This window comes from Burkholderia sp. Tr-20390, assembly GCF_017104595.1.
Lineage (GTDB): Bacteria > Pseudomonadota > Gammaproteobacteria > Burkholderiales > Burkholderiaceae > Burkholderia.
Genome location: NZ_JAAGPC010000067.1, coordinates 1 through 23,335 on the forward strand (window position 1 = coordinate 1; position 23,335 = coordinate 23,335).

20 protein-coding genes, 7 tRNA genes and 1 pseudogene are annotated in these 23,335 nt (G+C 66.4%); 7 read left to right on the forward strand and 21 right to left on the reverse strand.

What is annotated here, in order from left to right:
- From G3N98_RS19505 to tsaB, 3 genes and pseudogenes are all read right to left on the reverse strand, one after another.
- Positions 1-197 (reverse strand): annotated as a pseudogene (locus tag G3N98_RS19505) (uracil-DNA glycosylase); the annotation flags it as partial.
- Positions 184-684: a ribosomal protein S18-alanine N-acetyltransferase gene (gene rimI, locus G3N98_RS19510; protein WP_206148950.1), complete on the reverse strand. Its 501-nt coding sequence runs from the start codon at positions 682-684 to the stop codon at positions 184-186. The gene rimI and the pseudogene G3N98_RS19505, both read right to left, overlap by 14 nt.
- On the reverse strand, positions 681-1,448 hold the full coding sequence (tsaB, locus tag G3N98_RS19515; protein ID WP_089425706.1) for a tRNA (adenosine(37)-N6)-threonylcarbamoyltransferase complex dimerization subunit type 1 TsaB: 768 nt from the start codon (positions 1,446-1,448) through the stop codon (positions 681-683). The genes rimI and tsaB overlap by 4 nt, the downstream gene beginning before the upstream one ends.
- A 148-nt stretch (positions 1,449-1,596) precedes the next feature.
- Here tsaB and G3N98_RS19520 point away from each other — a divergent pair, with 148 nt between their 5' ends.
- From G3N98_RS19520 to aceA, 3 genes are all read left to right on the forward strand, one after another.
- The gene (locus G3N98_RS19520) at positions 1,597-1,866 is read left to right on the forward strand and encodes an acyl-CoA-binding protein (protein WP_011352486.1); all 270 of its coding nucleotides are present in this window, start codon (positions 1,597-1,599) and stop codon (positions 1,864-1,866) included.
- A gap of 358 nt (positions 1,867-2,224) precedes the next feature.
- Positions 2,225-3,775 (forward strand): DEAD/DEAH box helicase, encoded by a 1,551-nt coding sequence (locus G3N98_RS19525; RefSeq protein WP_089473115.1) that lies wholly within the window; start codon positions 2,225-2,227, stop codon positions 3,773-3,775.
- A 411-nt stretch (positions 3,776-4,186) separates the two neighbouring features.
- Positions 4,187-5,494, forward strand: coding sequence for an isocitrate lyase (gene aceA, locus G3N98_RS19530; protein WP_089473116.1), 1,308 nt, complete (start codon positions 4,187-4,189; stop codon positions 5,492-5,494).
- Positions 5,495-5,693: 199 nt separating this feature from the next.
- Here aceA and G3N98_RS19535 read toward each other — a convergent pair whose 3' ends face one another.
- Both G3N98_RS19535 and G3N98_RS19540 read right to left on the reverse strand, forming a co-directional pair.
- Positions 5,694-6,128 (reverse strand): universal stress protein, encoded by a 435-nt coding sequence (locus tag G3N98_RS19535; RefSeq protein ID WP_175237106.1) that lies wholly within the window; start codon positions 6,126-6,128, stop codon positions 5,694-5,696.
- A 159-nt stretch (positions 6,129-6,287) separates the two neighbouring features.
- The gene (locus tag G3N98_RS19540) at positions 6,288-7,193 is read right to left on the reverse strand and encodes a LysR family transcriptional regulator (RefSeq protein WP_089473118.1); all 906 of its coding nucleotides are present in this window, start codon (positions 7,191-7,193) and stop codon (positions 6,288-6,290) included.
- A gap of 154 nt (positions 7,194-7,347) precedes the next feature.
- Here G3N98_RS19540 and G3N98_RS19545 point away from each other — a divergent pair, with 154 nt between their 5' ends.
- Together G3N98_RS19545 and aceB are read left to right on the forward strand one after the other, a co-directional pair.
- Positions 7,348-8,109 (forward strand): haloacid dehalogenase type II, encoded by a 762-nt coding sequence (locus tag G3N98_RS19545; protein WP_089473119.1) that lies wholly within the window; start codon positions 7,348-7,350, stop codon positions 8,107-8,109.
- A gap of 67 nt (positions 8,110-8,176) precedes the next feature.
- Positions 8,177-9,769, forward strand: coding sequence for a malate synthase A (gene aceB, locus G3N98_RS19550; RefSeq protein ID WP_089440461.1), 1,593 nt, complete (start codon positions 8,177-8,179; stop codon positions 9,767-9,769).
- 134 nt (positions 9,770-9,903) lie between these two features.
- On the opposite strand, the gene G3N98_RS19555 is transcribed toward aceB, so the two are convergent.
- Positions 9,904-10,317, reverse strand: a complete 414-nt coding sequence (locus tag G3N98_RS19555) for a gamma-glutamylcyclotransferase family protein (protein ID WP_206148951.1) — start codon at positions 10,315-10,317, stop codon at positions 9,904-9,906.
- A 258-nt stretch (positions 10,318-10,575) separates the two neighbouring features.
- Between G3N98_RS19555 and G3N98_RS19560 the strand changes: the two genes are divergently transcribed.
- Positions 10,576-11,451 carry a helix-turn-helix transcriptional regulator gene (locus G3N98_RS19560; RefSeq protein WP_089425948.1) on the forward strand — a complete coding sequence of 292 codons (876 nt, stop codon included), beginning with the start codon at positions 10,576-10,578 and terminating at the stop codon, positions 11,449-11,451.
- A 26-nt stretch (positions 11,452-11,477) separates the two neighbouring features.
- On the opposite strand, the gene G3N98_RS19565 is transcribed toward G3N98_RS19560, so the two are convergent.
- The 9 genes from G3N98_RS19565 to gltX form a co-directional block, all read right to left on the reverse strand.
- Positions 11,478-11,942, reverse strand: coding sequence for a GNAT family N-acetyltransferase (locus tag G3N98_RS19565; RefSeq protein WP_027787064.1), 465 nt, complete (start codon positions 11,940-11,942; stop codon positions 11,478-11,480).
- A gap of 355 nt (positions 11,943-12,297) precedes the next feature.
- Positions 12,298-12,374: transfer RNA gene (locus G3N98_RS19570), tRNA-Asp, on the reverse strand.
- A gap of 73 nt (positions 12,375-12,447) precedes the next feature.
- Positions 12,448-12,523, reverse strand: a tRNA-Glu gene (locus tag G3N98_RS19575).
- A 66-nt stretch (positions 12,524-12,589) separates the two neighbouring features.
- A tRNA-Asp gene (locus G3N98_RS19580) sits at positions 12,590-12,666 on the reverse strand.
- Positions 12,667-12,744: 78 nt separating this feature from the next.
- Positions 12,745-12,820, reverse strand: a tRNA-Glu gene (locus G3N98_RS19585).
- Between the two features lie 63 nt (positions 12,821-12,883).
- Positions 12,884-12,960: transfer RNA gene (locus tag G3N98_RS19590), tRNA-Asp, on the reverse strand.
- A 79-nt stretch (positions 12,961-13,039) separates the two neighbouring features.
- Positions 13,040-13,115 (reverse strand) — tRNA-Glu (locus G3N98_RS19595).
- Positions 13,116-13,253: 138 nt separating this feature from the next.
- Positions 13,254-13,329, reverse strand: a tRNA-Ala gene (locus G3N98_RS19600).
- Between the two features lie 128 nt (positions 13,330-13,457).
- Positions 13,458-14,867: a glutamate--tRNA ligase gene (gltX, locus tag G3N98_RS19605; protein WP_089456440.1), complete on the reverse strand. Its 1,410-nt coding sequence runs from the start codon at positions 14,865-14,867 to the stop codon at positions 13,458-13,460.
- A 279-nt stretch (positions 14,868-15,146) separates the two neighbouring features.
- Between gltX and G3N98_RS19610 the strand changes: the two genes are divergently transcribed.
- Complete coding sequence (locus G3N98_RS19610) at positions 15,147-16,061, forward strand: patatin-like phospholipase family protein (protein ID WP_089425949.1); 915 nt, start codon at positions 15,147-15,149, stop codon at positions 16,059-16,061.
- A 147-nt stretch (positions 16,062-16,208) separates the two neighbouring features.
- On the opposite strand, the gene G3N98_RS19615 is transcribed toward G3N98_RS19610, so the two are convergent.
- The 6 genes from G3N98_RS19615 to G3N98_RS19640 form a co-directional block, all read right to left on the reverse strand.
- Positions 16,209-16,883, reverse strand: coding sequence for a C40 family peptidase (locus tag G3N98_RS19615; RefSeq protein WP_069248306.1), 675 nt, complete (start codon positions 16,881-16,883; stop codon positions 16,209-16,211).
- 128 nt (positions 16,884-17,011) lie between these two features.
- Positions 17,012-18,634 (reverse strand): dipeptide ABC transporter ATP-binding protein, encoded by a 1,623-nt coding sequence (locus G3N98_RS19620; RefSeq protein WP_089495125.1) that lies wholly within the window; start codon positions 18,632-18,634, stop codon positions 17,012-17,014.
- Entirely contained in the window at positions 18,631-19,728 is a 1,098-nt protein-coding gene (locus G3N98_RS19625; protein WP_089495126.1) for an ABC transporter permease, read from the reverse strand. Before G3N98_RS19625 ends, G3N98_RS19620 begins: the two co-directional genes overlap by 4 nt.
- A 48-nt stretch (positions 19,729-19,776) precedes the next feature.
- On the reverse strand, positions 19,777-20,820 hold the full coding sequence (locus G3N98_RS19630; protein WP_089440466.1) for an ABC transporter permease subunit: 1,044 nt from the start codon (positions 20,818-20,820) through the stop codon (positions 19,777-19,779).
- A gap of 52 nt (positions 20,821-20,872) precedes the next feature.
- Positions 20,873-22,744 (reverse strand): extracellular solute-binding protein, encoded by a 1,872-nt coding sequence (locus G3N98_RS19635; RefSeq protein ID WP_206148952.1) that lies wholly within the window; start codon positions 22,742-22,744, stop codon positions 20,873-20,875.
- A 139-nt stretch (positions 22,745-22,883) separates the two neighbouring features.
- Positions 22,884-23,249 carry a hypothetical protein gene (locus G3N98_RS19640; RefSeq protein ID WP_089440468.1) on the reverse strand — a complete coding sequence of 122 codons (366 nt, stop codon included), beginning with the start codon at positions 23,247-23,249 and terminating at the stop codon, positions 22,884-22,886.
- Positions 23,250-23,335: the final 86 nt, after the last annotated feature.

The following is a 23,335-nucleotide window of genomic DNA, read 5'->3' on the forward strand; positions in this document are numbered from 1 at the left end:
TCCCGCACCGGCGTACGCGCGGTCCGCGCAGGCCGCCCGGTCGCGACGGCCGGTGCGGCGTCCACCGCACCGGTTTGTGCGGCGGCGTGCGCTTCGGCTGCCGCGCCCTCGTCCGTGCCTTCATCCGCGCCTTGCCCGCGCCGCACCCAGATCTGCGCGAGGCCCATTTCCTCGAGCGCCGCTTCAGCCCATGCCATGCGCGTCCCCTTCGTCCCTGTTCAGCGTCAGACGCATCACGATCGCGTCCTCCCGGCTGCGATGCTTCGCCGGGTAATAATTCTTGCGCCGGCCGATCGTCAAGAAGCCGAAACGCTCGTACAGATGGATCGCGCGCGGATTGGACGGCCGCACCTCGAGCAGCACGCCGTCGAGCCCTTCCGCGCGCGAAATGCGCACGGCCTCGCGCAGCAGCGCCAGGCCCGCGCCCGCGCACTGCGCGGCCGGCGCGACGCACAGGTTCAGCAGGTGCATCTCGTCGACCACGGGCATCAGCACGCAATAGCCGATCAACGAACCCGTCACGTGCCGCAGGCACACGCCCAGATAGCCGTTGCGCAACGAATCCTCGAAATTGCCGCGGCTCCACGGGAATTCGTACGCGACGTGCTCGATCGCGACGACCTCGTCGAGATCGGCATCCGTCATCGGCGCCAGATAGCGGTCGCTCAGCAGTACGCCCGTCATCCCTTCGCTCCGCCCGTCTGCGCGGCCCGTGCCGCGACGCGCTCGGCAGTGGTCTGCGCGACCTTGTCGCGCACGTACTCCGGCGCCGCCTGATCGGCCGGCACCGCGCGGCCGGCGCGGAACGCACGCAGGGCGGCATGGGCGACCGCCAGCGCGTGCGGCATCGCGTCGCCGTCGATCACGGCCGCACGCGCCGCAGCCGGCAACTGCGCGCCGAACGCGGCGGCCGCATTGCCCGCGAGCGTGAACGGCACATCGGGCACGCCGACGGCGCCCGGCGCATCGAGCGAGGCCGGATGCAGCGTGCGCCAGTCGCCGGTGCTGTCGTCCCACGCGAAATCCGCCCAGTAGGCTTCATCCATCCGCGCATCCAGCGCGGCCAGCACGCGGGTCGTGCCGGGCGCGCGCAGCCGCGCGTGCTCGGCGCACGCGAGCAGCGTGCCGATCGGCACGACCGGCAGCCCGCGTCCGAACGCGAGCCCCTGGGTGATGCCCGTCGCGGTACGCAGGCCCGTGAACGAGCCGGGGCCTGCGCCGAACGCGATCGCGTCGCAATCGGCGAGCGTCAGCCCCGATTCGGCGAAAAGGTCCTGGATGGCCGGCAGCACGCGTGTGCTCGACACGGCGCCCGTCAGCTCGTGGCGGACCCAGGTTTGCGGGGTGGAAACGGCGTCATCGGCATGGGCCGAGCGCAGCAGCGCGACCGAGCAGTATTCGGTCGACGTATCGATGGCGAGGAGCACTGTTTGCGTCATGGGCGACATTGTAATGCGGCGCCCCGCTCCCACGGGCGATCGGGCCCGATCCGTGCGTGTGCGCCGCACCGGGCGGCGGTTTGGAAGGATCGCTCGACCCCGCGCGGCGGTCCGCTTGTTAAGATCGCCCGACCTGAAACCCTTACGGAGACACCCGATGAGCGAACTCACCGCCCAATTCGACCAGGCCCAGATCGACGTCAAGCAACTGACGGAACGTCCGGGCAACCTGACCCTGCTGCGCCTTTACGCCCTCTTCAAGCAGGCGACCGACGGCGACGCCCATGGCGACAAGCCGGGCTTCACCGACATCGTCGGCAAATACAAGTACGACGCCTGGGATGCGCTGAAGGGCACGTCGCAGGATGCGGCGAAGCAGCAGTACATCGAACTGGTCGAATCGCTGAAGAACGGCACGGCTTCCTGACCGAATCGCCCCCTGCCGCAATAGGCAATCAAATCAGTGGCGCAGCGCAGCAAATCTCTTTATAATGCTGCCTGCGTCATCTTCCGCGCTCGGCTCGCAAGCCGTTCCGGCCTGACGCCTCGTAGCGTTAAGCTCCAATCCGGTTTAGAACCTGTCCCCTCCTGCTTCGACCCTTGCGGTCGTCAACTAGGCTGGCGGCCCCGCTCCTGAAGCGCGCCGCACCCAAAACAGCTTCTAATGCCTCATCCGCCGACGGTTCGGCGGATTGCACCCGTTTCCCGATTTGCTCGCTGAATCCGACGACTTGGGTATGCGCGATTGGCGCCGACGTTTCACCCACTGTGTTTCAAGGATTGTTATGACTTCGAGCATCAACTCCAGCCCGCTCAACGCGATCGCCGACCAGGCGCTCGGTCTCGACGACGCCGCCGCACCGGCCGCGGTCGAACCGGCGTCGGACGAGCCGAACTTCGCGTCGCTCGGGTTGTCGCCGGAGATCGTCTCCGCGCTGCAGGCCGCCGGCTATGTGAAGCCGACGCCGGTCCAGCAGCGCGCGATTCCGGCCGGCATCGCCGGCCGTGACCTGCTGGTCTCGAGCCCGACCGGTTCGGGCAAGACCGCCGCATTCATGCTGCCCGCGATCGAACGTTTCGCGCAGCTCCAGAAGGCGCAGGCGCAGCAACCGCGCGCGCCGCGCGAACCGAACCAGGGCGACCGCCGCGCGCGCCGCCCGCAACCCGTCGCGCGCCCGGGCCTGCTCGTGCTGACGCCGACCCGTGAACTCGCGATGCAGGTGACCACGGCCGCAACGACCTACGGCAAGCACCTGAAGCGCCTGCGCACGGTCAGCATCCTCGGCGGCGTCGCCTACGGCCAGCAGCTGATGCTGCTCGCGAAGAACCCGGAAATCCTGGTCGCCACGCCGGGCCGTCTGCTCGACCACCTCGAGCGTGGCCGCATCGACCTGTCCGAGCTGAAGATGCTCGTGCTGGACGAAGCCGACCGCATGCTCGACATGGGCTTCATCGACGACATCGAAACGATCGTCGCCGCCACCCCCGAATCGCGCCAGACGATGCTGTTCTCGGCCACGCTCGACGGCAAGATCGGTTCGCTGACGAGCCGCCTGCTGAAGGATCCGGAACGCATCGAGATCCAGCAGCGCCTCGAGTCGCGCGCGAACATCGCGCAGACCGTGCACTACGTCGACGACCGCGACCACAAGGATCGCCTGCTCGATCACCTGCTGCGCGACGACGCGCTCGACCAGGCGATCATCTTCACGGCGACCAAGATCGACGCCGACCAGCTCGCCGGCCGTCTCGCCGACGCAGGCTTCGAATCGGCCGCGCTGCACGGCGACCTGCCGCAGGGCGCGCGTAACCGCACGATCCGTGCGCTGCGCGAGCGCCGTGTGCGCGTGCTGGTGGCCACCGACGTCGCGGCACGCGGCATCGACATCCCGGGCATCACGCACGTGTTCAACTACGACCTGCCGAAGTTCGCGGAAGACTACGTGCACCGTATCGGCCGTACGGGCCGTGCAGGCCGTTCGGGCACGGCAGTGAGCCTCGTGCACCACGCCGAGCAAGGCGCGCTCAAGCGCATCGAGCGTTTCGTGCGCGCGCCGCTGCCGGTCAACGTGATCGAAGGCTTCGAGCCGCGCAAGGCGCCCCCGCGTAACGGCGGCAACGGCGGCCGTGGCCGTCCGGGCGGCGGTAACGGCGGTCGTCGTTTCGGCGGCAAGCCCGGCGGCGGTTATGGCGGCAGCGGTAACGGCAACGGCCGCAGCTACGGCGGCGGCAATGGCGGCGGCTGGAGCGGCAAGCCGGGCGGCAGCCGTGACGGCGGCCCGCGTCGCGACGGCCAGCGCAGCGGCGGCCCGCGTCGCAGCAACTCCGCGTCGTAAGCACGCACGGGCGGCCACCGGCCGCCCTACGGAGGGCAGACCCGCGGATAATCGCCCTGCCCATCCAGCCAACCGGCGCATCCGCGCCGGTTTTTTTTCGCCCCGCCCCACATTTCACGATGCGAAAAATTTTTTTGCGTCGTAAAAAATCATGCTGCGCGGCACAACCCGGGCGATTGCGGGATGGAAAAAAGCATTTCTTATCCTGAAATAATGATTTCAAGATATTGATTTAAAACAACTAAAAATTTACCCCACCTCTCGGCCGGCCCCCTGTCCTGCTCCAGTCGATTTGCCTAGACTCTTATACAAGACCTCACGAACCGGAACGCACCGCGCCCGGCTTCGAGAACAGCCTCAACACCGTCAGAGTCAACCCATCAGGCATCGCACCGCATCAAGGAGCTCATCATGTCGCGACAGCAACAGGCACAGGAACTGCAAAAGCAATGGGAAACCGATCCGCGCTGGAAGGGCATCAAGCGCAGCTACTCGGCTGAAGACGTGGTCCGCCTGCGTGGTTCGATTCCGATCGAGCACACGCTCGCCAAGCGCGGCGCGGAAAAACTGTGGAGCCTCGTCAACAACGAGCCGTTCGTCAACGCACTCGGCGCACTGACCGGCAACCAGGCGATGCAGCAGGTGAAGGCCGGCCTGAAGGCGATCTACCTGTCCGGCTGGCAAGTGGCCGGCGACGCGAACGTCGCGGGCGAAATGTACCCGGACCAGTCGCTGTACCCGGCAAACTCGGTGCCGCTCGTCGTGAAGCGCATCAACAACACGCTGACGCGCGCCGACCAGATCCAGTGGTCGGAAGGCAAGAACCCGGGCGACGAAGGCTATGTCGACTTCTTCGCACCGATCGTCGCCGACGCGGAAGCCGGTTTCGGCGGCGTGCTGAACGCGTTCGAACTGATGAAGGCGATGATCGAAGCCGGCGCGTCGGGCGTCCACTTCGAGGACCAGCTCGCTTCGGTGAAGAAGTGCGGCCACATGGGCGGCAAGGTGCTCGTGCCGACGCGAGAGGCTGTCGCGAAGCTGTCGGCTGCGCGTCTCGCGGCTGACGTAATGGGCACGTCGACCTTGCTGGTCGCCCGCACCGACGCGGAAGCAGCCGACCTGATCACGTCCGACGTCGACGACAACGACAAGCCGTTCCTGACGGGCGAGCGCACGGTGGAAGGCTTCTTCCGCACGAAGCCGGGCATCGAGCAGGCGATCTCGCGCGGTCTCGCGTACGCGCCGTACGCCGACCTGGTCTGGTGCGAAACGGGCAAGCCGGATCTCGAATACGCGAAGAAGTTCGCGGAAGCGATCCACAAGCAGTTCCCGGGCAAGCTGCTGTCGTACAACTGCTCGCCGTCGTTCAACTGGAAGAAGAACCTCGACGACGCGACGATCGCGAAGTTCCAGAAGGAACTCGGCGCGATGGGCTACAAGTTCCAGTTCATCACGCTGGCCGGCTTCCATGCGCTGAACTACTCGATGTTCAACCTCGCACACGGCTATGCCCGCACGCAGATGAGCGCGTTCGTCGAACTGCAGCAGGCCGAGTTCGCAGCCGCGGACAAGGGCTTCACGGCCGTCAAGCACCAGCGCGAAGTCGGCACCGGCTACTTCGACGCCGTGACGCAGACGGTCGAGCGCGAAGCATCGACCACTGCGCTGCACGGCTCGACCGAAGACGAGCAGTTCTTCGACGGCAAGAAGGTCGCGTAAGCCGAAAAGCACGACGCGCCACGCGTCGTGCCGATGCCCGCCGCGTCTCGCGGCGGCGCGGCATCGGCCACCGGACAACAATCAGGGAGGAGACGGCAGGCGCACGATCCCGATCGCGCGACCGGCCGCGCGGCCTGCGGGCCGCCAGCAACGACGCGCGCCGGCTTCGTCCGGCGCGCCCTTTTTCCAGGGCGCCGCCCTACCGATACACGATCACCGGAATTTTCGTATGGGTCAGCACGCGCTGCGTCTCGCTGCCGATCAGCAAGCTGCCGAGCCCGCGGCGTCCGTGGGACGCCATGAAGATCACGTCGCAGCCGCCGCGTTCGGCCGCCTCGATGATGCCGAGATACGGCGACGGATGCACGCTCGTCCAGGTGTCGCACTCGACGCCGGCCGCCTTCGCAGCCGATTCGACGTCGTCGAGGTGCGCACGCGCCTCGCGCTCGCTGCGCGCCCGGAAATCGGCGGGCGGCTCGATGATCACTTCGGAAAACGGCGAGTACGGATACTGCGGCAGGCACGCGTAGGCCGTGACCCGCGCACCGACCGCGCGCGCCAGGTCGATCGCGCCGTCGATCGCCTTCTGCGACAGTTCGGAACCGTCGGTTGGAACGAGGATGTGCCGGAACATCGCGCCCTCCTTCGTCAATCGCACTCCGCGCGCCGCGCGTCCGGGCGGTCCGGCTGCGTCGCGTGGGGCATGCCTGTTTCGATTGTAGGACGTGAAAGCACGCGGCCGGGCCGCGCAGCGGGTTCGCCCTCATATCGGAAACGCGCGGCTGGCCGCCGCCTACTCGCCCCAATAACCGGGCCGCTCGTACGTGTGCTTCAGGTAATCGAGAAACAGCCGCACGCGCAGCGGCAGATGCCGACGTTGCGGAAACACCGCGTGGATACCGATCGGCGGGGCGGCGAATGCGTCGAGCACGCTGACGAGCCGGCCGGCCGCGATGTCCTCGCCGACCTCCCACCACGAGCGCCACGCCAGGCCGTGACCTTCGAGGCACCACTCGTGCAGCACCGCACCGTCCGAGCACTCCATCGTGCCGTTCACGCGGATCGACACGACCTTGCCGTCCTCCTGGAACGTCCAGCCGCGTTGCTGGTTCGCGTTTGCCGCGAGCGCGAGGCAGTTGTGCCGCGCCAGCTCGGCAAGCGTGACCGGCGTGCCGCGTCGAGCCAAATACTCGGGCGAAGCGACGCACACGCGACGGTTCTCGCCGAGCTTCAGCGACACGAGCGACGAGTCGGGCAGCTCGCCGAGCCGCACCGCGCAATCGAACCCCTCGTTGACGAGGTCGACCATCCGGTCGGACAGGTCGAGCGTGACCGAGACATCCGGATGCCCGACGCTGAATTCGGGCACGAGCGGCGCGACGTGCCGCCGGCCGAAGCCGGCCGGCGCAGAGATGCGCAGGTGGCCGCTCGCCTTGACGCCGCCGGCGGACACGCTCGCCTCCGCGTTCTGCATGTCGTTGATGACGCGCTGGCAATCCTCGAGGAACGCCGAGCCCTCGAACGTCAGCGTGAGCTTGCGCGTCGTGCGCACCAGCAGCTTCACGCCAAGCCGCTCCTCCAGCGCGTCGAGCCGGCGGCCGATGATCGCGGGCGCGACTCCTTCCGCGTGCGCGGCCGCCGACAGGCTGCCCTTTGCCGCGACCGCGGCGAACGTTTCGATCTGCTTGAACCGGTCCATGACTCGCAGGGACGGCGCCGCCGCCCTTCAAATAGCTTAAACCGCTCAAGATTAGGTAGATGAAAGTAAAAGATCAAGTGATGTTTAGCGTCTTTTTTAGCACATACGATCACGAATAGAATTCACCTGACCTCTGAAACTGGAGCGCAAGGCTATGTCGGCCACAACGACACTCTCCTCTCCCGACGCAATCCTCTTCGACGCATTCGGCACGTTGTTCGACGTGCGTGCGGTCCTGGCCGCGGCGGAGCAGATGTTTCCCGGTCACGGGGAACGGTTGTCGCAGTTGTGGCGACGCAAGCAAATCGAATACTCGCAACTGCGCACGCTCGCCGATCCGGCCGGCGCCCGCTATCGCCCGTTCCGGGACATCACGCTCGACGCGCTGCGGTTCGCCGCGCGCCGGCTCGGGCTCGCGCTGAACAGCGCGGCCGAGAAGCGGCTGATGGACGAATACGCGTGCCTGTCCACCTATCCCGATACGGTGCCCGCGCTGCGCAAGCTGCGCGCGCTCGACCCGCGCCCGCCGCTCGGGATCCTGTCGAACGGCACGCCGCAGATGCTCGACATCGCGATCAAGAGCGCCGGCATGTCCGGGCTGTTCGATCGCGTGCTGTCGGCCGACACCGTGCGTGCGTACAAGCCGAGCCCGGCCGCGTACGCGCTCGGCACCGACGCGTTCGGTCCGAACCGGCGCGGCATCGTGTTCGTGTCGTCGAACGCGTGGGACGTCGCCGGCGCCGTCTGGTTCGGCTACACGACGTTCTGGCTCAACCGCACGGGCGCGCCCGCCGAGGAACTCGGCGCGCCGCCCGACGGCACCGGCACCGACATGGCCGACCTGCTCGCATTCCTCGCCACCCCGGCTCCGTCCGGCAGACCCGCAAACCGCACGCGCCCCAGCCCGGGTGCATGACGTTCGCAGCGCTGCCGCCTTCCCCCTTCACCGAAACCGCAACTGACCGACCAAGGAGATGAGACTCATGAGCACCCCGATCACGCTGCCGCAAGGCATGGCGATCACCGGCGAAATCAAGCCGGGTTACGAAGCAATCCTGACGCCCGAAGCGCTCGCACTTGTCGCAGCGCTGCACCGCACGTTCGAACCGCGCCGCCAGGCGCTGCTGCAGGCGCGCGTCGAGCGCACGAAACGCCTCGACGCGGGCGAGCGCCCCGACTTCCTGGCCGAGACGAAGGCGATCCGCGAAGGCGACTGGAAAGTCGCGCCGCTGCCGGCCGACCTGCAATGCCGCCGTGTCGAGATCACGGGCCCCGTCGAGCGCAAGATGATCATCAACGCGCTGAACTCGGGCGCCGATTCGTACATGACGGACTTCGAGGATTCGAACGCGCCGAGCTGGACGAACCAGATCGACGGCCAGATCAACCTGAAGGACGCGGTGCGCCGCACGATCTCGCTCGAGCAGAACGGCAAGTCGTACCGGCTGAACGACAAGGTCGCGACGCTGATCGTGCGTCCGCGCGGCTGGCACCTCGACGAGAAGCACGTGACGGTCGACGGCCAGCGCGTGTCCGGCGGCATCTTCGATTTCGCGCTGTTCCTGTTCCACAACGCGAAGGAACTGCTCGCGCGCGGCTCGGGCCCGTACTTCTACCTGCCGAAGATGGAAAGCCATCTCGAGGCGCGCCTGTGGAACGACATCTTCGTCGCCGCGCAGGAAGGCGTCGGCGTGCCGCGCGGCACGATCCGCGCGACGGTGCTGATCGAGACGATCCTCGCCGCGTTCGAGATGGACGAAATCCTGTACGAACTGCGTGAACACAGCTCGGGCCTGAACGCCGGCCGCTGGGACTACATTTTCTCGGCCATCAAGAAGTTCAAGAACGACCGCGACTTCTGCCTCGCCGAGCGTTCGAAGATCACGATGACGGTGCCGTTCATGCGCGCGTACGCGCTGCTGCTGCTGAAGACCTGCCACAAGCGCAACGCGCCGGCGATCGGCGGGATGAGCGCGCTGATCCCGATCAAGAACGATCCGGAAGCGAACGACAAGGCGATGGGCGGCGTGCGCTCGGACAAGCAGCGCGACGCGACCGACGGCTACGACGGCGGCTGGGTGGCCCACCCGGGCCTCGTGCCGATCGCGATGGAAGAGTTCGTCAAGGTACTCGGCGACAAGCCGAACCAAATCGCGAAGCAGCGCGACGACGTGCAGGTCGAAGGCAAGAACCTGCTCGACTTCCAGCCGGAAGCGCCGATCACGGAAGCCGGCCTGCGCAACAACATCAACGTCGGCATCCACTACCTCGGCGCCTGGCTCGACGGCAACGGCTGCGTGCCGATCCACAACCTGATGGAAGACGCGGCCACGGCCGAAATCTCCCGTTCGCAGGTGTGGCAATGGATCCGCTCGCCGAAGGGCGTGCTCGACGACGGCCGTAAGGTCACCGCCGAACTGGTGCGTGAACTCTCGAAGGCCGAACTCGACAACGTGAAGCGCTCGGTCGGCGGCAACACGCAGCCGTACGAACGCGCCGCGGCGATCTTCGAGCAGATGTCGACGTCGGAAGGCTTCACCGAATTCCTGACGCTGCCGCTGTACGAGGAAATCTGACATCGCTGCCCGCCTCGACCGGGGCCGGCCCTGCGTCGGCGCCGGTCGCGTGCGATGGCTGCATCAAAAAAACGCCCCGCGGGGCGTTTTTTCTTTTGCGACAGGATCCGCTACCGCGGCTGCCGTGCAACCGGTCACACGGCTTCCCGCTCGCGCCGATGCTGAACCCAGTCGCCCGACGCAATGCGCGGACGCCCCGCAATCGCGTGCGCGGCGACCGGATAGTAAAGGCAGGCGTACTGCCGGCCGCCGAGCTCGACGATCACGTCTTCCGGCTTGAACAGCGAGTCGACGCCCGGATACACGCGCTCGATCTCGTCGAGCACGGGAACGAGTTGGTCGTCGACCTCGTAGACGTCGCCCCACACCAGCGACTTGTCGGCCGACCCGGCAATCATTCCCGGATAGGTACCGAAATCGTACAGTTCGCCCGGCAGCGCGACGGCGCCGAGCAGCGTCGGTGCGGCAATCCCGTGCCTGGCGGCCGCGTGGCCGATGTCGTTGACCTCCCCGTTTCTCAGGGTGCCGTAGACGAATACGTAGCGCATCGTGGTTCTCCTCTTTGTTTCGTATGGTGCCGTGTCCGCACGCGATTCGTGGCGAAATCGCCCGCGCCTCGATAGACCACGATACCGGCCGGATGGTTCGAACCCGCCAGCGCGCCCGGCCCCGGGGCAGTCCGGAAATCGCCGGAGCCCCACACAAAGTTCATTTGAACGCGGCATGATCGCCCGACAAACCGCCGCATGCACGTTCGCGGCGCCTTCTACAATAACGGCATCGCCGCCGCGCTGCCCGAATCGTCCATGAACCCGCCGTTCCAAGCCGACGTACCGAACCCGTACGTCATCGACATTCCGCCCGAATTCGCGCCGACCGCCGTCCATCCGATGCGCGTGCGCGCACGGCAGGTCAATACCGGCCACCGCATCCCGCTGCATACGCATGCGTGGGCGCAGCTCGCGTACGCGTCGCGCGGCGTGCTGCGCGTCGCGACGACCGGCACGACCTGGATGGTGCCGCCGTCCCGCGCGATCTGGGTGCCGCCGCGCGTGACGCACGAGGTCGTGATCGTCGAAGAGGCGTATTTGCGCACGCTGTATATCGACGAGTCGATCGTGCCGGACGGGCTCGACGCGTGCCGCGTCGTCGAGGTGACGGGACTCCTGCGCGAACTGATCGTCGCACTCGACGCGCGCGACCTGAGCACCACGCGCGAGCGCCTGCTGTGCGGGCTCGTGCTCGATGAGCTGAGTCACGCCGAGCCGCTGCCGCTCGCGGTGCCGATGCCCGACGAAAAAAGGCTGCGCATGCTGTGCGAATCGGTCCTCGCGCACCCGGCCCACGCGGAGTCCCTCGAGCATTGGGCCAGCGAGGTCGGCGCCAGCACGCGCACGATTTCGCGGCTCTTCAAGCAGGAACTGGGAGTGAGCTTTTCGCAGTGGCGCCAGCAGGCGCTGCTGGCGCGGGCCATTCCGCTGCTGAACCAGGGACGCCCGCTGTCGCATATCGCGCGCGAACTCGGCTACCAGAGCCAGAGCGCGTTTTCGGCGATGTTCAGGCGTGCATTCGGCGAAAGCCCGCGCGCATTCATGCTGCGCGGCTACGAGCACCGCGGCCCGGAAGGCAGCCGCGCAGACGACGAAATGCCGGACGACGACGCGATCGACGCTGCCCGCTGAACGCGTCGCTTCAGGTCGTCAGGACTTCAGACCGGTCGCACCATGTGGCGGATCGAGCCCAGTTGCGCGAGCCGCGACCCGGCGACCTGATAGCCCATGCGCAGGTAGAGACGCGCGGCCGGATTGTCGACGAACACGCGCAGTTGCAGTTCGTGCAGCCCGCGCGCACGCGCCCAGCGGTGCGACATGTCGAGCATGTAGGTGCCGGCGCCCTGCCCGCGATGACCGGCCGCGATCTGCACGTCGCGGATGTGCAGCGAGTCGCCTTCCTCGGTCACGCGCAGCACGCCGATGCGCTCGCCATCGGCCTCGAGGATGAAGTTCTCGGATTCGCGCCAGCTCGCGTAGAACAGGTCGCTGCGCCACACGAGCCCATGGCGCTTGTAGTAGCCGCCCATGTTGCCGTGCGTCAGCGCTTCGGCAAACGGAAAATCGCCAGCCTCCGCGGGCCGGAGCTGATACAGGAGTCGCAGGTCGGTCGGATCGAGCATCGCGCAGGGGTCAAGAACGCATCCCGCCACGATAGCGCAGTCGCGTGCGGATGCAATCGCGGATTTCTCGTAGCGGCTCGACGCCGGATGACCGGAGGTTACGCGCCCGCAAGCGAGCGCAACCGAAGACGCAAATGAAAAAGCCCGCGCAAGGCGGGCTTCTTCATTTTCTGGCGGAGCGGACGGGACTCGCCTACATCCCGCAGGCCGCGGCTGCGCTTGCAAGCGCAGCCCTTCGAGTCCCGCCGGAAGCTGCGCAGGCAGCTTCCTCCACTCCGCATTCACGCGCCCGCAAGCGGGCGCAACGGACGATGCAAATGAAAAAGCCCGCACAAGGCGGGCTTCTTCATTTTTTTGGCGGAGCGGACGGGACTCGAACCCGCGACCCCCGGCGTGACAGGCCGGTATTCTAACCGACTGAACTACCGCTCCAGTCTTGCTACTTGCCTGGCAGGCGTCGGTTACTTCCTGCCGGCGCATCGTTTGTTCGAACGACGCCGAAATCTGGCGTCCCCTAGGGGATTCGAACCCCTGTACTCACCGTGAAAGGGTGATGTCCTAGGCCTCTAGACGAAGGGGACAACGTACTGCTTACATCTTTAATGCAAAAGCCCGTTCAAAAATCGTTCTTTGAACGGGCTTCGTTCTGGCGGAGCGGACGGGGCTCGAACCCGCGACCCCCGGCGTGACAGGCCGGTATTCTAACCAACTGAACTACCGCTCCAGCTTTCTTACCCTCACCTGCAGGACATCGTCACGTTCCTGCAGGTGTTGCGACACTTCGATGAAACGCCGCTGAATCTGGCGTCCCCTAGGGGATTCGAACCCCTGTACTCACCGTGAAAGGGTGATGTCCTAGGCCTCTAGACGAAGGGGACAACGTACTGCTTACATCCTTAATACAAAAGCCCGCTCAAAAACGTCTTGAACGGGCTTCGTTCTGGCGGAGCGGACGGGACTCGAACCCGCGACCCCCGGCGTGACAGGCCGGTATTCTAACCGACTGAACTACCGCTCCAGCTTTCTTACCCTCACCCGCAGGACGTCGGTTACGTTCCTGCAAGCGTTGCGACATTTCTACGAAACGCCGCTGAATCTGGCGTCCCCTAGGGGATTCGAACCCCTGTACTCACCGTGAAAGGGTGATGTCCTAGGCCTCTAGACGAAGGGGACAAAATCTTTTCAGATCTGTCTGACTTTCGCTATTCACTTTTCAATCAACAGCGAAGGCCGAAATTCTAACTGCTTTGAATCATTTTGTGAAGCATTTATTACTACCCGTGCTTCGCAAATCAACTCAGCTTGTTCTGATGGTGGAGGTAAGCGGGATCGAACCGCTGACCTCTTGCATGCCATGCAAGCGCTCTCCCAGCTGAGCTATACCCCCTTGCAGAACAGAAATGAGATTATATGGAGCTACTTTGAACTTGTAAATACCCTTTTTGCGATTCGAGCGAAATTTTTTGCGAAGCTGCCGCGATGACACGCACGGGCAGCTTCGCTCGCCCTCGAACCTCAGGCCAGTGCCGCCTCGATGCGCGACACCACGACATCGCGGCCGAACAGCACGAGCACTGCATCGATCGACGGCGTATGCGTCGTACCCGCCACCAGCAGACGCACCGGCATCGCCAGTTGCGGCATCTTCAGCTTGTGCGTGCCGAGCGTCGACTTCAGCGCGGCGGACACGGCCTCCTTCGTCCAGTCGGCCGCCTTCAGCGCGGCGACGAGATCGGCCAGCGCCGGACGCACCGCATCGGTCACGTGCTGCGCGAGCGCATCGGCTTCCGGTGCCGGCACACGATAGAACATCGCGGCGCCTTCCGCGATCTCCTTGACCGTCGTCGCACGATCCTTCATCAGCCCGACCACCGCTTCGAGCGCAGGGCCGGTCGCGATCGCCGCATCGTCGATGCCGAGGGCGGAGAGGAACGGCTTCGCCAGTTCGGCGAGGCGTGCGTTGTCGGCTTCCTTGATGTAATGCGCGTTCAGCCAGCTCAGCTTGCTGTGGTCGTACTGCGCGGGCGACTTGCCGAGATGCTCGAGATCGAACCATTCGACGAACTGCTCGCGCGAGAAGATCTCCGCGTCGCCGTGCGACCAGCCGAGGCGCGCGAGATAGTTGACGACGGCTTCAGGCAGGAAGCCCGCGTCGCGATACGCCATCACGCTCATCGCGCCATGCCGCTTGCTCATCTTCTCGCCCTGCTCGTTCAGCACGGTCGGCAGGTGCGCATAGACGGGCGGCTCGCCGCCGAGCGCATTCAGGATGTTGATCTGGCGCGGCGTGTTGTTCACGTGGTCGTCGCCACGGATCACGTGCGTGATGCCCATGTCCATGTCGTCCACCACCACGCAGAAGTTGTAGATCGGCGTGCCGTCCGGGCGCGCGATCACGAGGTCGTCGAGTTCCTCGTTCGAGATCTCGACACGCCCTTTCACGGCGTCGTCCCACACGACCGTGCCGGTCAACGGATTGCGGAAGCGCAGCACCGGCTTCACGCCGGCCGGCGGCTCCGGCAGCACCTTGCCGGGCTCCGGCCGCCACGTGCCGTCGTAGCGCGGCTTCAGGCCGGCCTCGCGCTGGCGTTCGCGCAGCGCGTCGAGTTCCTCGGCCGACATGTAGCACGGGTACGCGAGGCCCTTCTCGAGCATCTGCGCGAGCACCTCGCGATAGCGGTCCATCCGCTGCATCTGGTAGATCGGGCCTTCGTCGAAATCCAGGCCGAGCCATTGCATCCCTTCGAGGATCGCGTCGACCGCTTCCTGCGACGAACGCTCGACGTCGGTATCCTCGATGCGCAGCACGAACGTGCCCTTCATCTTGCGGGCGAACGCCCACGGATAGAGCGCGGAGCGGATGTTGCCGAGGTGGATGAAGCCGGTGGGACTCGGCGCGAAGCGGGTACGGACAGGACGGGTCATAAACGGTAACTCGAACGCCTGGGGCGCATGAATGATTCGACGCGGGATCGACGGCGGCAGCCCGGACAGCAACGGGGCCGGCGACGCCCGGAACGGGAAAGAAGCCGGAATTATACTCGCGCCGGACATCGCGCCAAGCGCGCCGCTTGCTTTATGATGTGCGCGCCGCGGCCGCCAGCCGGCGCGGCGCCGGCCGCACGGACCCCCTGCGCGGCCGCTCGGAACCTATCGCCGCCGCGGGCCGTGACACCCGCCGCCAAGCCGCCGGAGAACCATTCGATGTCGTCCCCTCGCCTGTCGCGCCGCCACTTCACGATCGCCGCCGCGTCCGCCAGCCTCGCCGCCTGCACGTCGTTCGGCGACAAATCCCGCCCCGGCGCCGCACTGCCGCAGGAAAAGCCGGTGAAGATCGGCATCGCCCTCGGCGGCGGCGCCGCGCGCGGCTTCTCGCACATCGGCGTGCTGAAGGCGCTCGAGGCGCGTGGCATCCCGATCGAGATCGTCGCGGGCACGAGCGCGGGCTCGGTGGTCGGCGCACTCTATGCATCGGGCATGAGCGCTCTTCAGATCAACAAGATCGCGCTCGACATGGACCAGGCGGCGATCAGCGACTGGGCGCTGCCGTTCCGCTCGCGCGGGCTGCTGCAGGGCGTGGCGCTGCAGAACTTCCTGAACAAGACCCTCAACAACCGGCCGATCGAGAAGATGGCGAAACCGCTCGGCATCGTCGCGACCGATCTGCAGAACGGCCAGCCGATCCTGTTCCAGCAAGGCAATACGGGGCTCGCGGTGCGCGCATCGTGCAGCGTGCCGTCGGTGTTCGAGCCGGTGAAGATCGGCAACCGCGAGTATGTGGATGGCGGCCTCGTGAGCCCGGTGCCCGCGTCGTATGCGCGCAAGATGGGCGCGAGCTTCGTGATCGCGGTCGACATCTCGTCCCGGCCGGACGGCGCGGCAACCAACAACCCGATCGAGATGCTGCTGCAGACCTTCACGATCATGGGCCAGACGATCAAGACCTACGAGCTCGACAAGTATGCGGACGTCGTGATCCGCCCGAATCTCAACGCGATGGGCGGCAGCGACTTCAACCAGCGCAACGCGGCGATTCTCGCGGGCGAGGAAGCCGTCGCGCGGATCATGCCGGAACTGCAGCGCAAGCTCGCGGCAGCGCGGGGCGTGGCTGCCGCGTAATCACGCGATGCGCGGGCCGGCGCGCGCCGCCGGCCTGCCAACGGCGAAACGGTTTTCAGCTCACCGTTTGCATCGCCCCAAAACAAAAAACCCTGCCGCCTTTCGGTGACAGGGTTTTTTCGACCCGGCCGGACCGGCCGTCGAACGTCAGTTGTTGCCGTTCGCCGAATCGTCGCCGATCGTCGCACGCACGCGCTGACGCAGGTCTTCCGGCTTCATCGGGAACTCCGATTCGAGCCGGCGCGCGCCGGTGAAACGCTTTTCCCAGTAGCCGCTGTCGAGATCGTCGACGCGGATGGTGCTGCCCGTCGACGGCGAATGCACGAACTTGTTGTCGCCGATGTAGATGCCGACGTGCGAGAACGTACGGCGCATCGTGTTGAAGAACACGAGATCGCCCGGCTTGAGGTTGCTCATGCTCACCTTCTCGCCGACGCGGCTCATCTCTTCCGCACGACGCGGCAGCGACATGCCGAGGGTGTCCTGGAACACGTAGCGCACGAAGCCGCTGCAGTCGAGGCCCGAATCCGGCGAGTTGCCGCCCCAGCGATAGCGCACGCCGATCATGTTCAGCGCGCCGACGACCACGTCGCCAGCCTTGCCGGCCATGCCCGCGAGGAACGACTTCGCGCCGCCGCTCGACGGCTGCGCGCTGGTCTGCTGGAGGGAGGAACTCGACGCGTTCTGCGTCGAATTCGTGACATTCTGGTTAAAACTGCTGACTTCGTCGGCGAACGCGCCGGGAGCTGCTGCAAACAGGGCGCCGATGAACAGCCCGGCGATGGTGCGCGCGCATGCCTGGGTCAGGGATCGATGCTGCATTGGTCGATGGAATGTGCTTAAAAATCAGCTGATTGGCGGAAAATTTCGGTCGATACTAGCCAGCGCGTAATCGTTTGTCAAAACAAATTAATAAATACAATCGAGATAGTCAGACCATTGGCCGCCTATCACGCTTTCCAGACCGCTTTCAACAGCTTTTGTGTGTAAGGATGTGACGGCCTGGCGAAGATGTCGGCCACCTCCCCCGACTCGACGACGGCCCCGTCCTGCATCACCGCGACGCGGTGCGCCATCGCCCCGATCACCTCGAGGTCATGGCTGATGAAGACATAGCCGAGGTTGTATTTCTGTTGCAAATTCGCGAGCAGTTTCAGCACCTGCTGCTGGATCGACACGTCGAGCGCGGACGTCGGCTCGTCGAGGATCAGGATGCGCGGCTCCAGCACCAGCGCTCGCGCGATCGCGATCCGCTGGCGCTGCCCGCCCGAGAATTCGTGCGGATAACGGTGCAGCACCGTGCGGTCGAGGCCGACTTCGCGCAGCACCGCGAGCGACTTCTCACGCCGCGCGTCGGGCGTCATGTCCGGGCGATGCAGCTCGAGCCCCTCGCCGACGATCCGCTCGATCGTGTGACGCGGCGAAAGCGAACTGAACGGATCCTGAAAGACGACCTGCATGTTCGAGCGCAGCGCGGTCTGTTCGCGGCCGCGATAGGTCGACAGCGCGCGCCCCTGGAATTCGATCGTGCCGCCGGCCGTCTTCTGCAGGCCGAGCAGCGCCATCGCGAGCGTCGACTTTCCCGACCCCGATTCGCCGACGATGCCGAGCGTCTCGCCCTGCCGCACCGACACCGACACGTCGGCTACGGCCGTCACCGGCACCGAGCCGAACCAGCCCGCGATGCCCGGCCGCTTGCGTGCGAACTGCACGCTCACGTGCTGCGCGTCGAGCACGACGGGCGCGATCGGCATCACCGGCGTGACCGCGCGTTGCGGCCGGCTGTTCAAGAGCCGCTGCGTGTACGGATGCTCGGGTTCCGCGAAGATCCGTTCGACGGGCCCGCTCTCGACGAGCCGGCCGTGCTCCATCACCGCGACACGATCCGCGAAGTGCCGCACGAGATTCAGGTCGTGCGTGATCAGCAGGATCGCCATGCCGCGCTTTTCCGCCTCCTCGCGCTGCAATTCCAGCAGCAGGTCGACGATCTGCGCGCGGATCGTCACGTCGAGCGCGGTGGTCGGCTCGTCGGCCAGCAGCAGCCGCGGCCGGCAGGCGAGCGCCATCGCGATCATCGCGCGCTGGCGCTGGCCGCCCGACAACTGGTGCGGATAGCTGTCGACGCGCTTCTCCGGCTCCGCGATGCCCGTGCGCGCGAGCAACGCGATCGCGCGCTTGCGCGCCTCGACCGCCGAGACGCCGTCGTGCAGCACGATCGTCTCGCCGATCTGCACGCCGATCGTATACAGCGGGTTGAGCGCGGTCATCGGCTCCTGGAAGATCATCGCGATGTCCGAGCCGCGCAACCCGCGCATCTCGCGCTCGCTCTTGGCCGTCAGGTCCTGCCCGGCAAAGCGGATCGTGCCGCTCACGTCCGCGTCGCGCAACAGCCGCAGGATCGACAGCGCGGTCACGCTCTTGCCCGACCCCGACTCGCCGACCAGCGCGACGCGCTCGCCGCGGCCGATCGCGAGCGTCACGTCGTCCACCGCGACCGTGTCGCCGAAGCGCACGTGCAGATGCTCGAGCGCCAGCAGCGGCTCGCGCTGCGTCGATACGACCGGTTCGCTCATCGCTGGCCTCCCGCCGCGCGCACCGAATCGGCAATCCGCGTGTCGAGTGCGTTGCGCAGCGCATCGCCCATGAAGGTCAGCAGCAGCAGCGTCGCGACCAGCACGCCGAAGGTCGACAGCGAGATCCACCACGCGTCGAGGTTGCCCTTGCCCTGCGCGAGCAGCTCGCCGAGGCTCGGGGTCGGCGGCGGCACGCCGAGCCCGAGGAAATCGAGGCTCGTGAGCGCGAGGATCGAGCCGCTCATCCGGAACGGCAGGAACGTGATCACCGGCGTGAGACTGTTCGGCAGCACGTGGCGCCAGATGATCTGCCAGTTCGTGAGGCCCATCGCGCGCGCCGCGCGCACGTAGTCCTGCGTGCGGTTGCGCAGGAATTCCGCGCGCACGTAGTCGGCGAGCCCGATCCAGCCGAACAGCGACAGCAGCACGATCAGCAGCAGGAAGCTCGGCTCGAAGATCGACGCGAAGATGATCAGCAGGTACAGCTCGGGCAGCGAACTCCAGATCTCGATCAGCCGCTGCCCGACGATGTCGATGCGCCCGCCGAAGAAGCCCTGCACGGCGCCCGCGGCGATCCCGAGCAGCGTGCCGATCACGGTCAGGATCAGCCCGAACTCGACCGACACGCGGAACCCGTACACGAGCCGCGCGAGCAGGTCGCGCCCCTGCGCGTCGGTGCCGAGCCAGTTCGCACGCGACGGCGGCGCGGGGTTCGGCACGTTCGAGAAATAGTTCAGCGTGTCGTAGTAGTAGCGGTTCGGCGGGTAGACGACGAAGTTGCCGGGCGCCTCGAGCCGCTTGCGCACGTATGGATCGAGATAGTCGGCCGGCGTCGGGAAGTCGCCGCCGAAGGTCGTCTCCGGATACGCGTGGAACAGCGGGAAATAGGTCTGGCCGTCGTAACGCACGACGAGCGGCTTGTCGTTCGACCACAGCGGCGCCGCCACGCTCACGGCGAACGCCACGAAAAAGATCACGAAGCTCCAGTAGCCGAGGCGTTGCTGCCTGAAGCGCTGCCATACGCGGCGCGCGGGCGACGGCGACACGCGGGCGCGCGCCGCGTCGATGCGGGAGGACACGACGGCCCGGTTCATCGCGCACCTCGCCCGGTGACGCCGGGCATGCAGACGGACGGTTTCATGTCAGCGCTCCAGGGTGTCGAATTGAATGCGCGGATCGACCCACACATAGCAGAGATCGGAGATCAGCTTGGTCGCGAGCCCGATCAGCGTGAACAGATAGAGCGTGCCGAGCACGACCGGATAGTCGCGCCGCACGACCGACTCGTACGACAGCAGCCCGAGGCCGTCGAGCGAGAACAGCGTCTCGATCAGCAGGCTGCCGGTGAAGAACGCGCCGATGAACGCGGCCGGAAAGCCGACGATCAGCGGCAGCATCGCATTGCGAAACACGTGCTTCCACAGCACGTTGCGCTCGGAAAGCCCCTTCGCACGCGCGGTCAGCACGTATTGCCGGCGGATCTGGTCGAGGAACGCATTCTTCGTCAGCATCGTGACGACCGCGAAGCTGCCGACGACCGACGCCGTGATCGGCAGCGCGATGTGCCACAGATAGTCGAGCACCTTGCCGACGAGCGACAGCTGCGCGAAGTTGTCCGACGTGAGCCCGCGCAGCGGGAACAGCTGCCAGAACGAGCCGCCGCCGAACAGCACGAGCAGCAGCACGCCGAGCACGAAGCCCGGAATCGCATAGCCGACGAGCACGACGAGGCTCGTCGCGACATCGAACGGCGAGCCGTTGCGCACGGCCTTCGCGATGCCGAGCGGCACCGATATCAGGTACGTGAGGAAGAACGTCCACAGCCCGATGCTGATCGACACGGGCAGCTTCTGCACGACCAGCGACCACACGCTCTGGTGGCGGAAGTAGCTTTCGCCGAGATCGAAGCGCGCGAAGCGCTTGAGCATCAGCCAGTAGCGCTCCAGCGGCGGTTTGTCGAAGCCGTAGAGCGCCTTGAGCTGCGCGAGCTGCTGCGCGTCGACGCCGGTGTGCGCACGCATCCCGAACGGCACCGCGCCCTGCTCCGTCGCGCCCTTGCGCAATTCCTGCACGGCCTGTTCGACGGGGCCGCCCGGCACGAACTGGATCACCGCGAACGTGAGGGTCAGCACGCCGATGAGCGTCGGGATCATCAGCAGCAGGCGTTTGAGGATGTAGCTCCACATAGGGCGTCGACTCGCGATCGGTAGGCGGGATGGGACGTTGGGGCGGCGCGGTTCAGTGATCGGGCTTCGCCCACCACGTCGACACGACCCAGCCCTCGGCCGAATAGTACAGCGGCAGCGTCTGCGGATAGGCAAGCGTGCGCTTGTACGCGACCCGGTGCGTCGTGCTGTACCACTGCGGGACCGCGTAGTAGCCGTGCATCAGCACACGGTCGAGCGCGTGCGTCGCGTCGAGCAGGTCTTCGCGCGTCTGCGCGGTACCGAGCGCGTGCAGCAGCGCGTCGACGGCCGGCGACTTCAACCCGATGAAGTTGTCGGAGCCCGGCTCGTCGGCGAACTTGCTCGCGTAACGCGAGTATTGCTCGGCACCCGGCACCTGCACGCCCGGCAGGCGGATCGTCGTCATGTCGTAGTCGAACGCGTCGAGACGCTTTTGCAGCAGCGCGAAATCGGCCGTGCGAAAACGTGCGTCGATGCCGAGCTTCGCCAGATTGCGCTGATACGCCGCCACGATCCCTTCCATTGCCGCGCCGGAATCGTCGAGGATCTCGAACGTGAACGGCTCGCCCTTCGCGTTGCGCAACGCGCCGTCCCGATAGGTCCAGCCGGCCTGCGCGAGCAGTGCGCGCGCCTTCAGCAGGTTCGCGCGCAGCGAGCCCGGCGGATTCGTGTTCGGCTGCGTGACCACCGGACCGAACACGGCCGGGTCGAGCTGCTCGCGCAGCGGCTCCAGCAGCTTCAGCTCGCCGGGGCCCGGCGTGCCGGTCGCCTGCAGGTCGGTGTCGGCGAAGTAGCTGTTCATCCGCGTGTAGGCGCTGTAGAACAGCTGGCGGTTCAGCCATTCGAAGTCGAACGCGAGGTCGAGCGCCTGGCGCACGCGCACGTCGCGAAACAGCGGCCGGCGCAGGTTCATGAAAAAGCCCTGCATGCCCGCGCCGTTATGCTGGCGGAATTCACGCTTGACCAGCTCGCCGTTGTCGAAGCGCTTGCCGACGTCGCGGCGCGTCCAGTTGCGCGCGATGTACTCGACGAGCACGTCGTATTCGCCGGCCTTGAACGCCTCGAGCCGCGCGACGCCGTCGCCGTACAGCTTGTAGACGATCCGCTCGAAGTTGTTGGTGCCCACCCGCACCGGCAGGTCGGCGCCCCAGTACGCCGGGTTGCGCCGGTAAGTGATCGTCCGGCCGTTGTCGTAATGGTCGATCACGTACGGGCCGCTGCCGATCGGCTGCTCGAACGCGAGCTGGTCGAACGGGATGCGCGAGCCGTCCGCGCGCAATCCCCACTTGCGGGAAAACACCGGCACGCCGCCTGCGATCAGCGGCAATTCGCGGTTCGCGCTGCGGAACTCGAAGCGCACGGTGGCCGGATCGACGACCACGGCCTTCGCGATCTCCGCGAAATAGGCTCCGAACTGCGGCGCGGCCTGCTTGCTCTTCAGCGTGTCGAACGAGAACTTGACGTCGTCGGCGGTGACGCGCTCGCCGTTCGAGAAGCGCGCGCGCGGATTCAGGTGAAACGTGACCGACCGGCGGTCCGGCGCGATGTCGATGTCGTCGGCGAGCAGCCCGTACGCGGAGGCCGGCTCGTCCGAGCTGCCGGTCGCGAGGCTCTCGAACAGCATGTCGATGCCCGGCGCGGGGTTGCCGCGCATCGTGAACGGGTTGAACTTGTCGAACGACGTCAGCCGGTTCGGGTTCGCCAGCACGAGCGTGCCGCCCTTCGGCGCGTCGGGGTTGACGTAGTCGAAATGCTTGAAGCCCGGCGGATACTTCGGCTCGCCGTACTGCGCAATGGCGTAGGCCGCGTGCGCAGCGGTCGCGGCCAGCACCGTTTGCAGCACGAACACCGCGGCCGCGCGGCCGGCAGTTCGTGCCGCACGGCGGACGCGCGCGGCGGCGGCCCGGGGCGAACCCTTCGTCATAGAGGCCCTGTCGGTCGAATGAGGGGAGTAACGAGGGACGATTCTACCCATTCAAGCCGGCGAGCCAAAAGAAAACCGCCACGCGGGCGGTTTCTTCACGAGCGGATCGGAGGCGCGCATCAGGGGCGCGCCCTGCCGATCAGCGCCAGCCGTTGTGGCGGCCGTTGTCCCAGTGGCCACGATCGCCACGATCGCCCCAGCCACGGCCGTGATGGCGATACCACTCGTCACGGCCCCAGTAGCGGCGGCCGTCCCAGTAGCGGTCGCCGTGCCAGCCGATCACGATGGCCGGTCCCGGTGCATACACAGGGGCCGGCGCGTAGACCGGCGCAGGCTGATAGACGACCGGCGGCGGAGGCGGCGGCGCATACACGGGTGCGGGCGCGACGTAGACCGGCGCCGGAACGCCGAGATTGATCCCGACATTGACTCCCGCCATTGCTGCGCCCGACACGAGCAAGGCCGTCATACCGGTCAAGAGCGAGGCAACACGCAAGGTCTTCATGGATTCCTCTTCTGGTTGTTTCATGTGTGATTCGACTATAACGGCAAGCGCCGTCTCCGCATATTTCCACTTTGTAAGAACTGATG

Coding starts and splice junctions, on each gene's coding strand:
- rimI (WP_206148950.1), bottom strand. CDS start 684: ATGACGGGCGTACTGCTGAGCGACCGCTATCTGGCGCCGATGACGGAT.
- tsaB (WP_089425706.1), bottom strand. CDS start 1,448: ATGTCGCCCATGACGCAAACAGTGCTCCTCGCCATCGATACGTCGACC.
- G3N98_RS19520 (WP_011352486.1), top strand. CDS start 1,597: ATGAGCGAACTCACCGCCCAATTCGACCAGGCCCAGATCGACGTCAAG.
- G3N98_RS19525 (WP_089473115.1), top strand. CDS start 2,225: ATGACTTCGAGCATCAACTCCAGCCCGCTCAACGCGATCGCCGACCAG.
- aceA (WP_089473116.1), top strand. CDS start 4,187: ATGTCGCGACAGCAACAGGCACAGGAACTGCAAAAGCAATGGGAAACC.
- G3N98_RS19535 (WP_175237106.1), bottom strand. CDS start 6,128: ATGTTCCGGCACATCCTCGTTCCAACCGACGGTTCCGAACTGTCGCAG.
- G3N98_RS19540 (WP_089473118.1), bottom strand. CDS start 7,193: ATGGACCGGTTCAAGCAGATCGAAACGTTCGCCGCGGTCGCGGCAAAG.
- G3N98_RS19545 (WP_089473119.1), top strand. CDS start 7,348: ATGTCGGCCACAACGACACTCTCCTCTCCCGACGCAATCCTCTTCGAC.
- aceB (WP_089440461.1), top strand. CDS start 8,177: ATGAGCACCCCGATCACGCTGCCGCAAGGCATGGCGATCACCGGCGAA.
- G3N98_RS19555 (WP_206148951.1), bottom strand. CDS start 10,317: ATGCGCTACGTATTCGTCTACGGCACCCTGAGAAACGGGGAGGTCAAC.
- G3N98_RS19560 (WP_089425948.1), top strand. CDS start 10,576: ATGAACCCGCCGTTCCAAGCCGACGTACCGAACCCGTACGTCATCGAC.
- G3N98_RS19565 (WP_027787064.1), bottom strand. CDS start 11,942: ATGCTCGATCCGACCGACCTGCGACTCCTGTATCAGCTCCGGCCCGCG.
- gltX (WP_089456440.1), bottom strand. CDS start 14,867: ATGACCCGTCCTGTCCGTACCCGCTTCGCGCCGAGTCCCACCGGCTTC.
- G3N98_RS19610 (WP_089425949.1), top strand. CDS start 15,147: ATGTCGTCCCCTCGCCTGTCGCGCCGCCACTTCACGATCGCCGCCGCG.
- G3N98_RS19615 (WP_069248306.1), bottom strand. CDS start 16,883: ATGCAGCATCGATCCCTGACCCAGGCATGCGCGCGCACCATCGCCGGG.
- G3N98_RS19620 (WP_089495125.1), bottom strand. CDS start 18,634: ATGAGCGAACCGGTCGTATCGACGCAGCGCGAGCCGCTGCTGGCGCTC.
- G3N98_RS19625 (WP_089495126.1), bottom strand. CDS start 19,728: ATGAACCGGGCCGTCGTGTCCTCCCGCATCGACGCGGCGCGCGCCCGC.
- G3N98_RS19630 (WP_089440466.1), bottom strand. CDS start 20,820: ATGTGGAGCTACATCCTCAAACGCCTGCTGCTGATGATCCCGACGCTC.
- G3N98_RS19635 (WP_206148952.1), bottom strand. CDS start 22,744: ATGACGAAGGGTTCGCCCCGGGCCGCCGCCGCGCGCGTCCGCCGTGCG.
- G3N98_RS19640 (WP_089440468.1), bottom strand. CDS start 23,249: ATGAAGACCTTGCGTGTTGCCTCGCTCTTGACCGGTATGACGGCCTTG.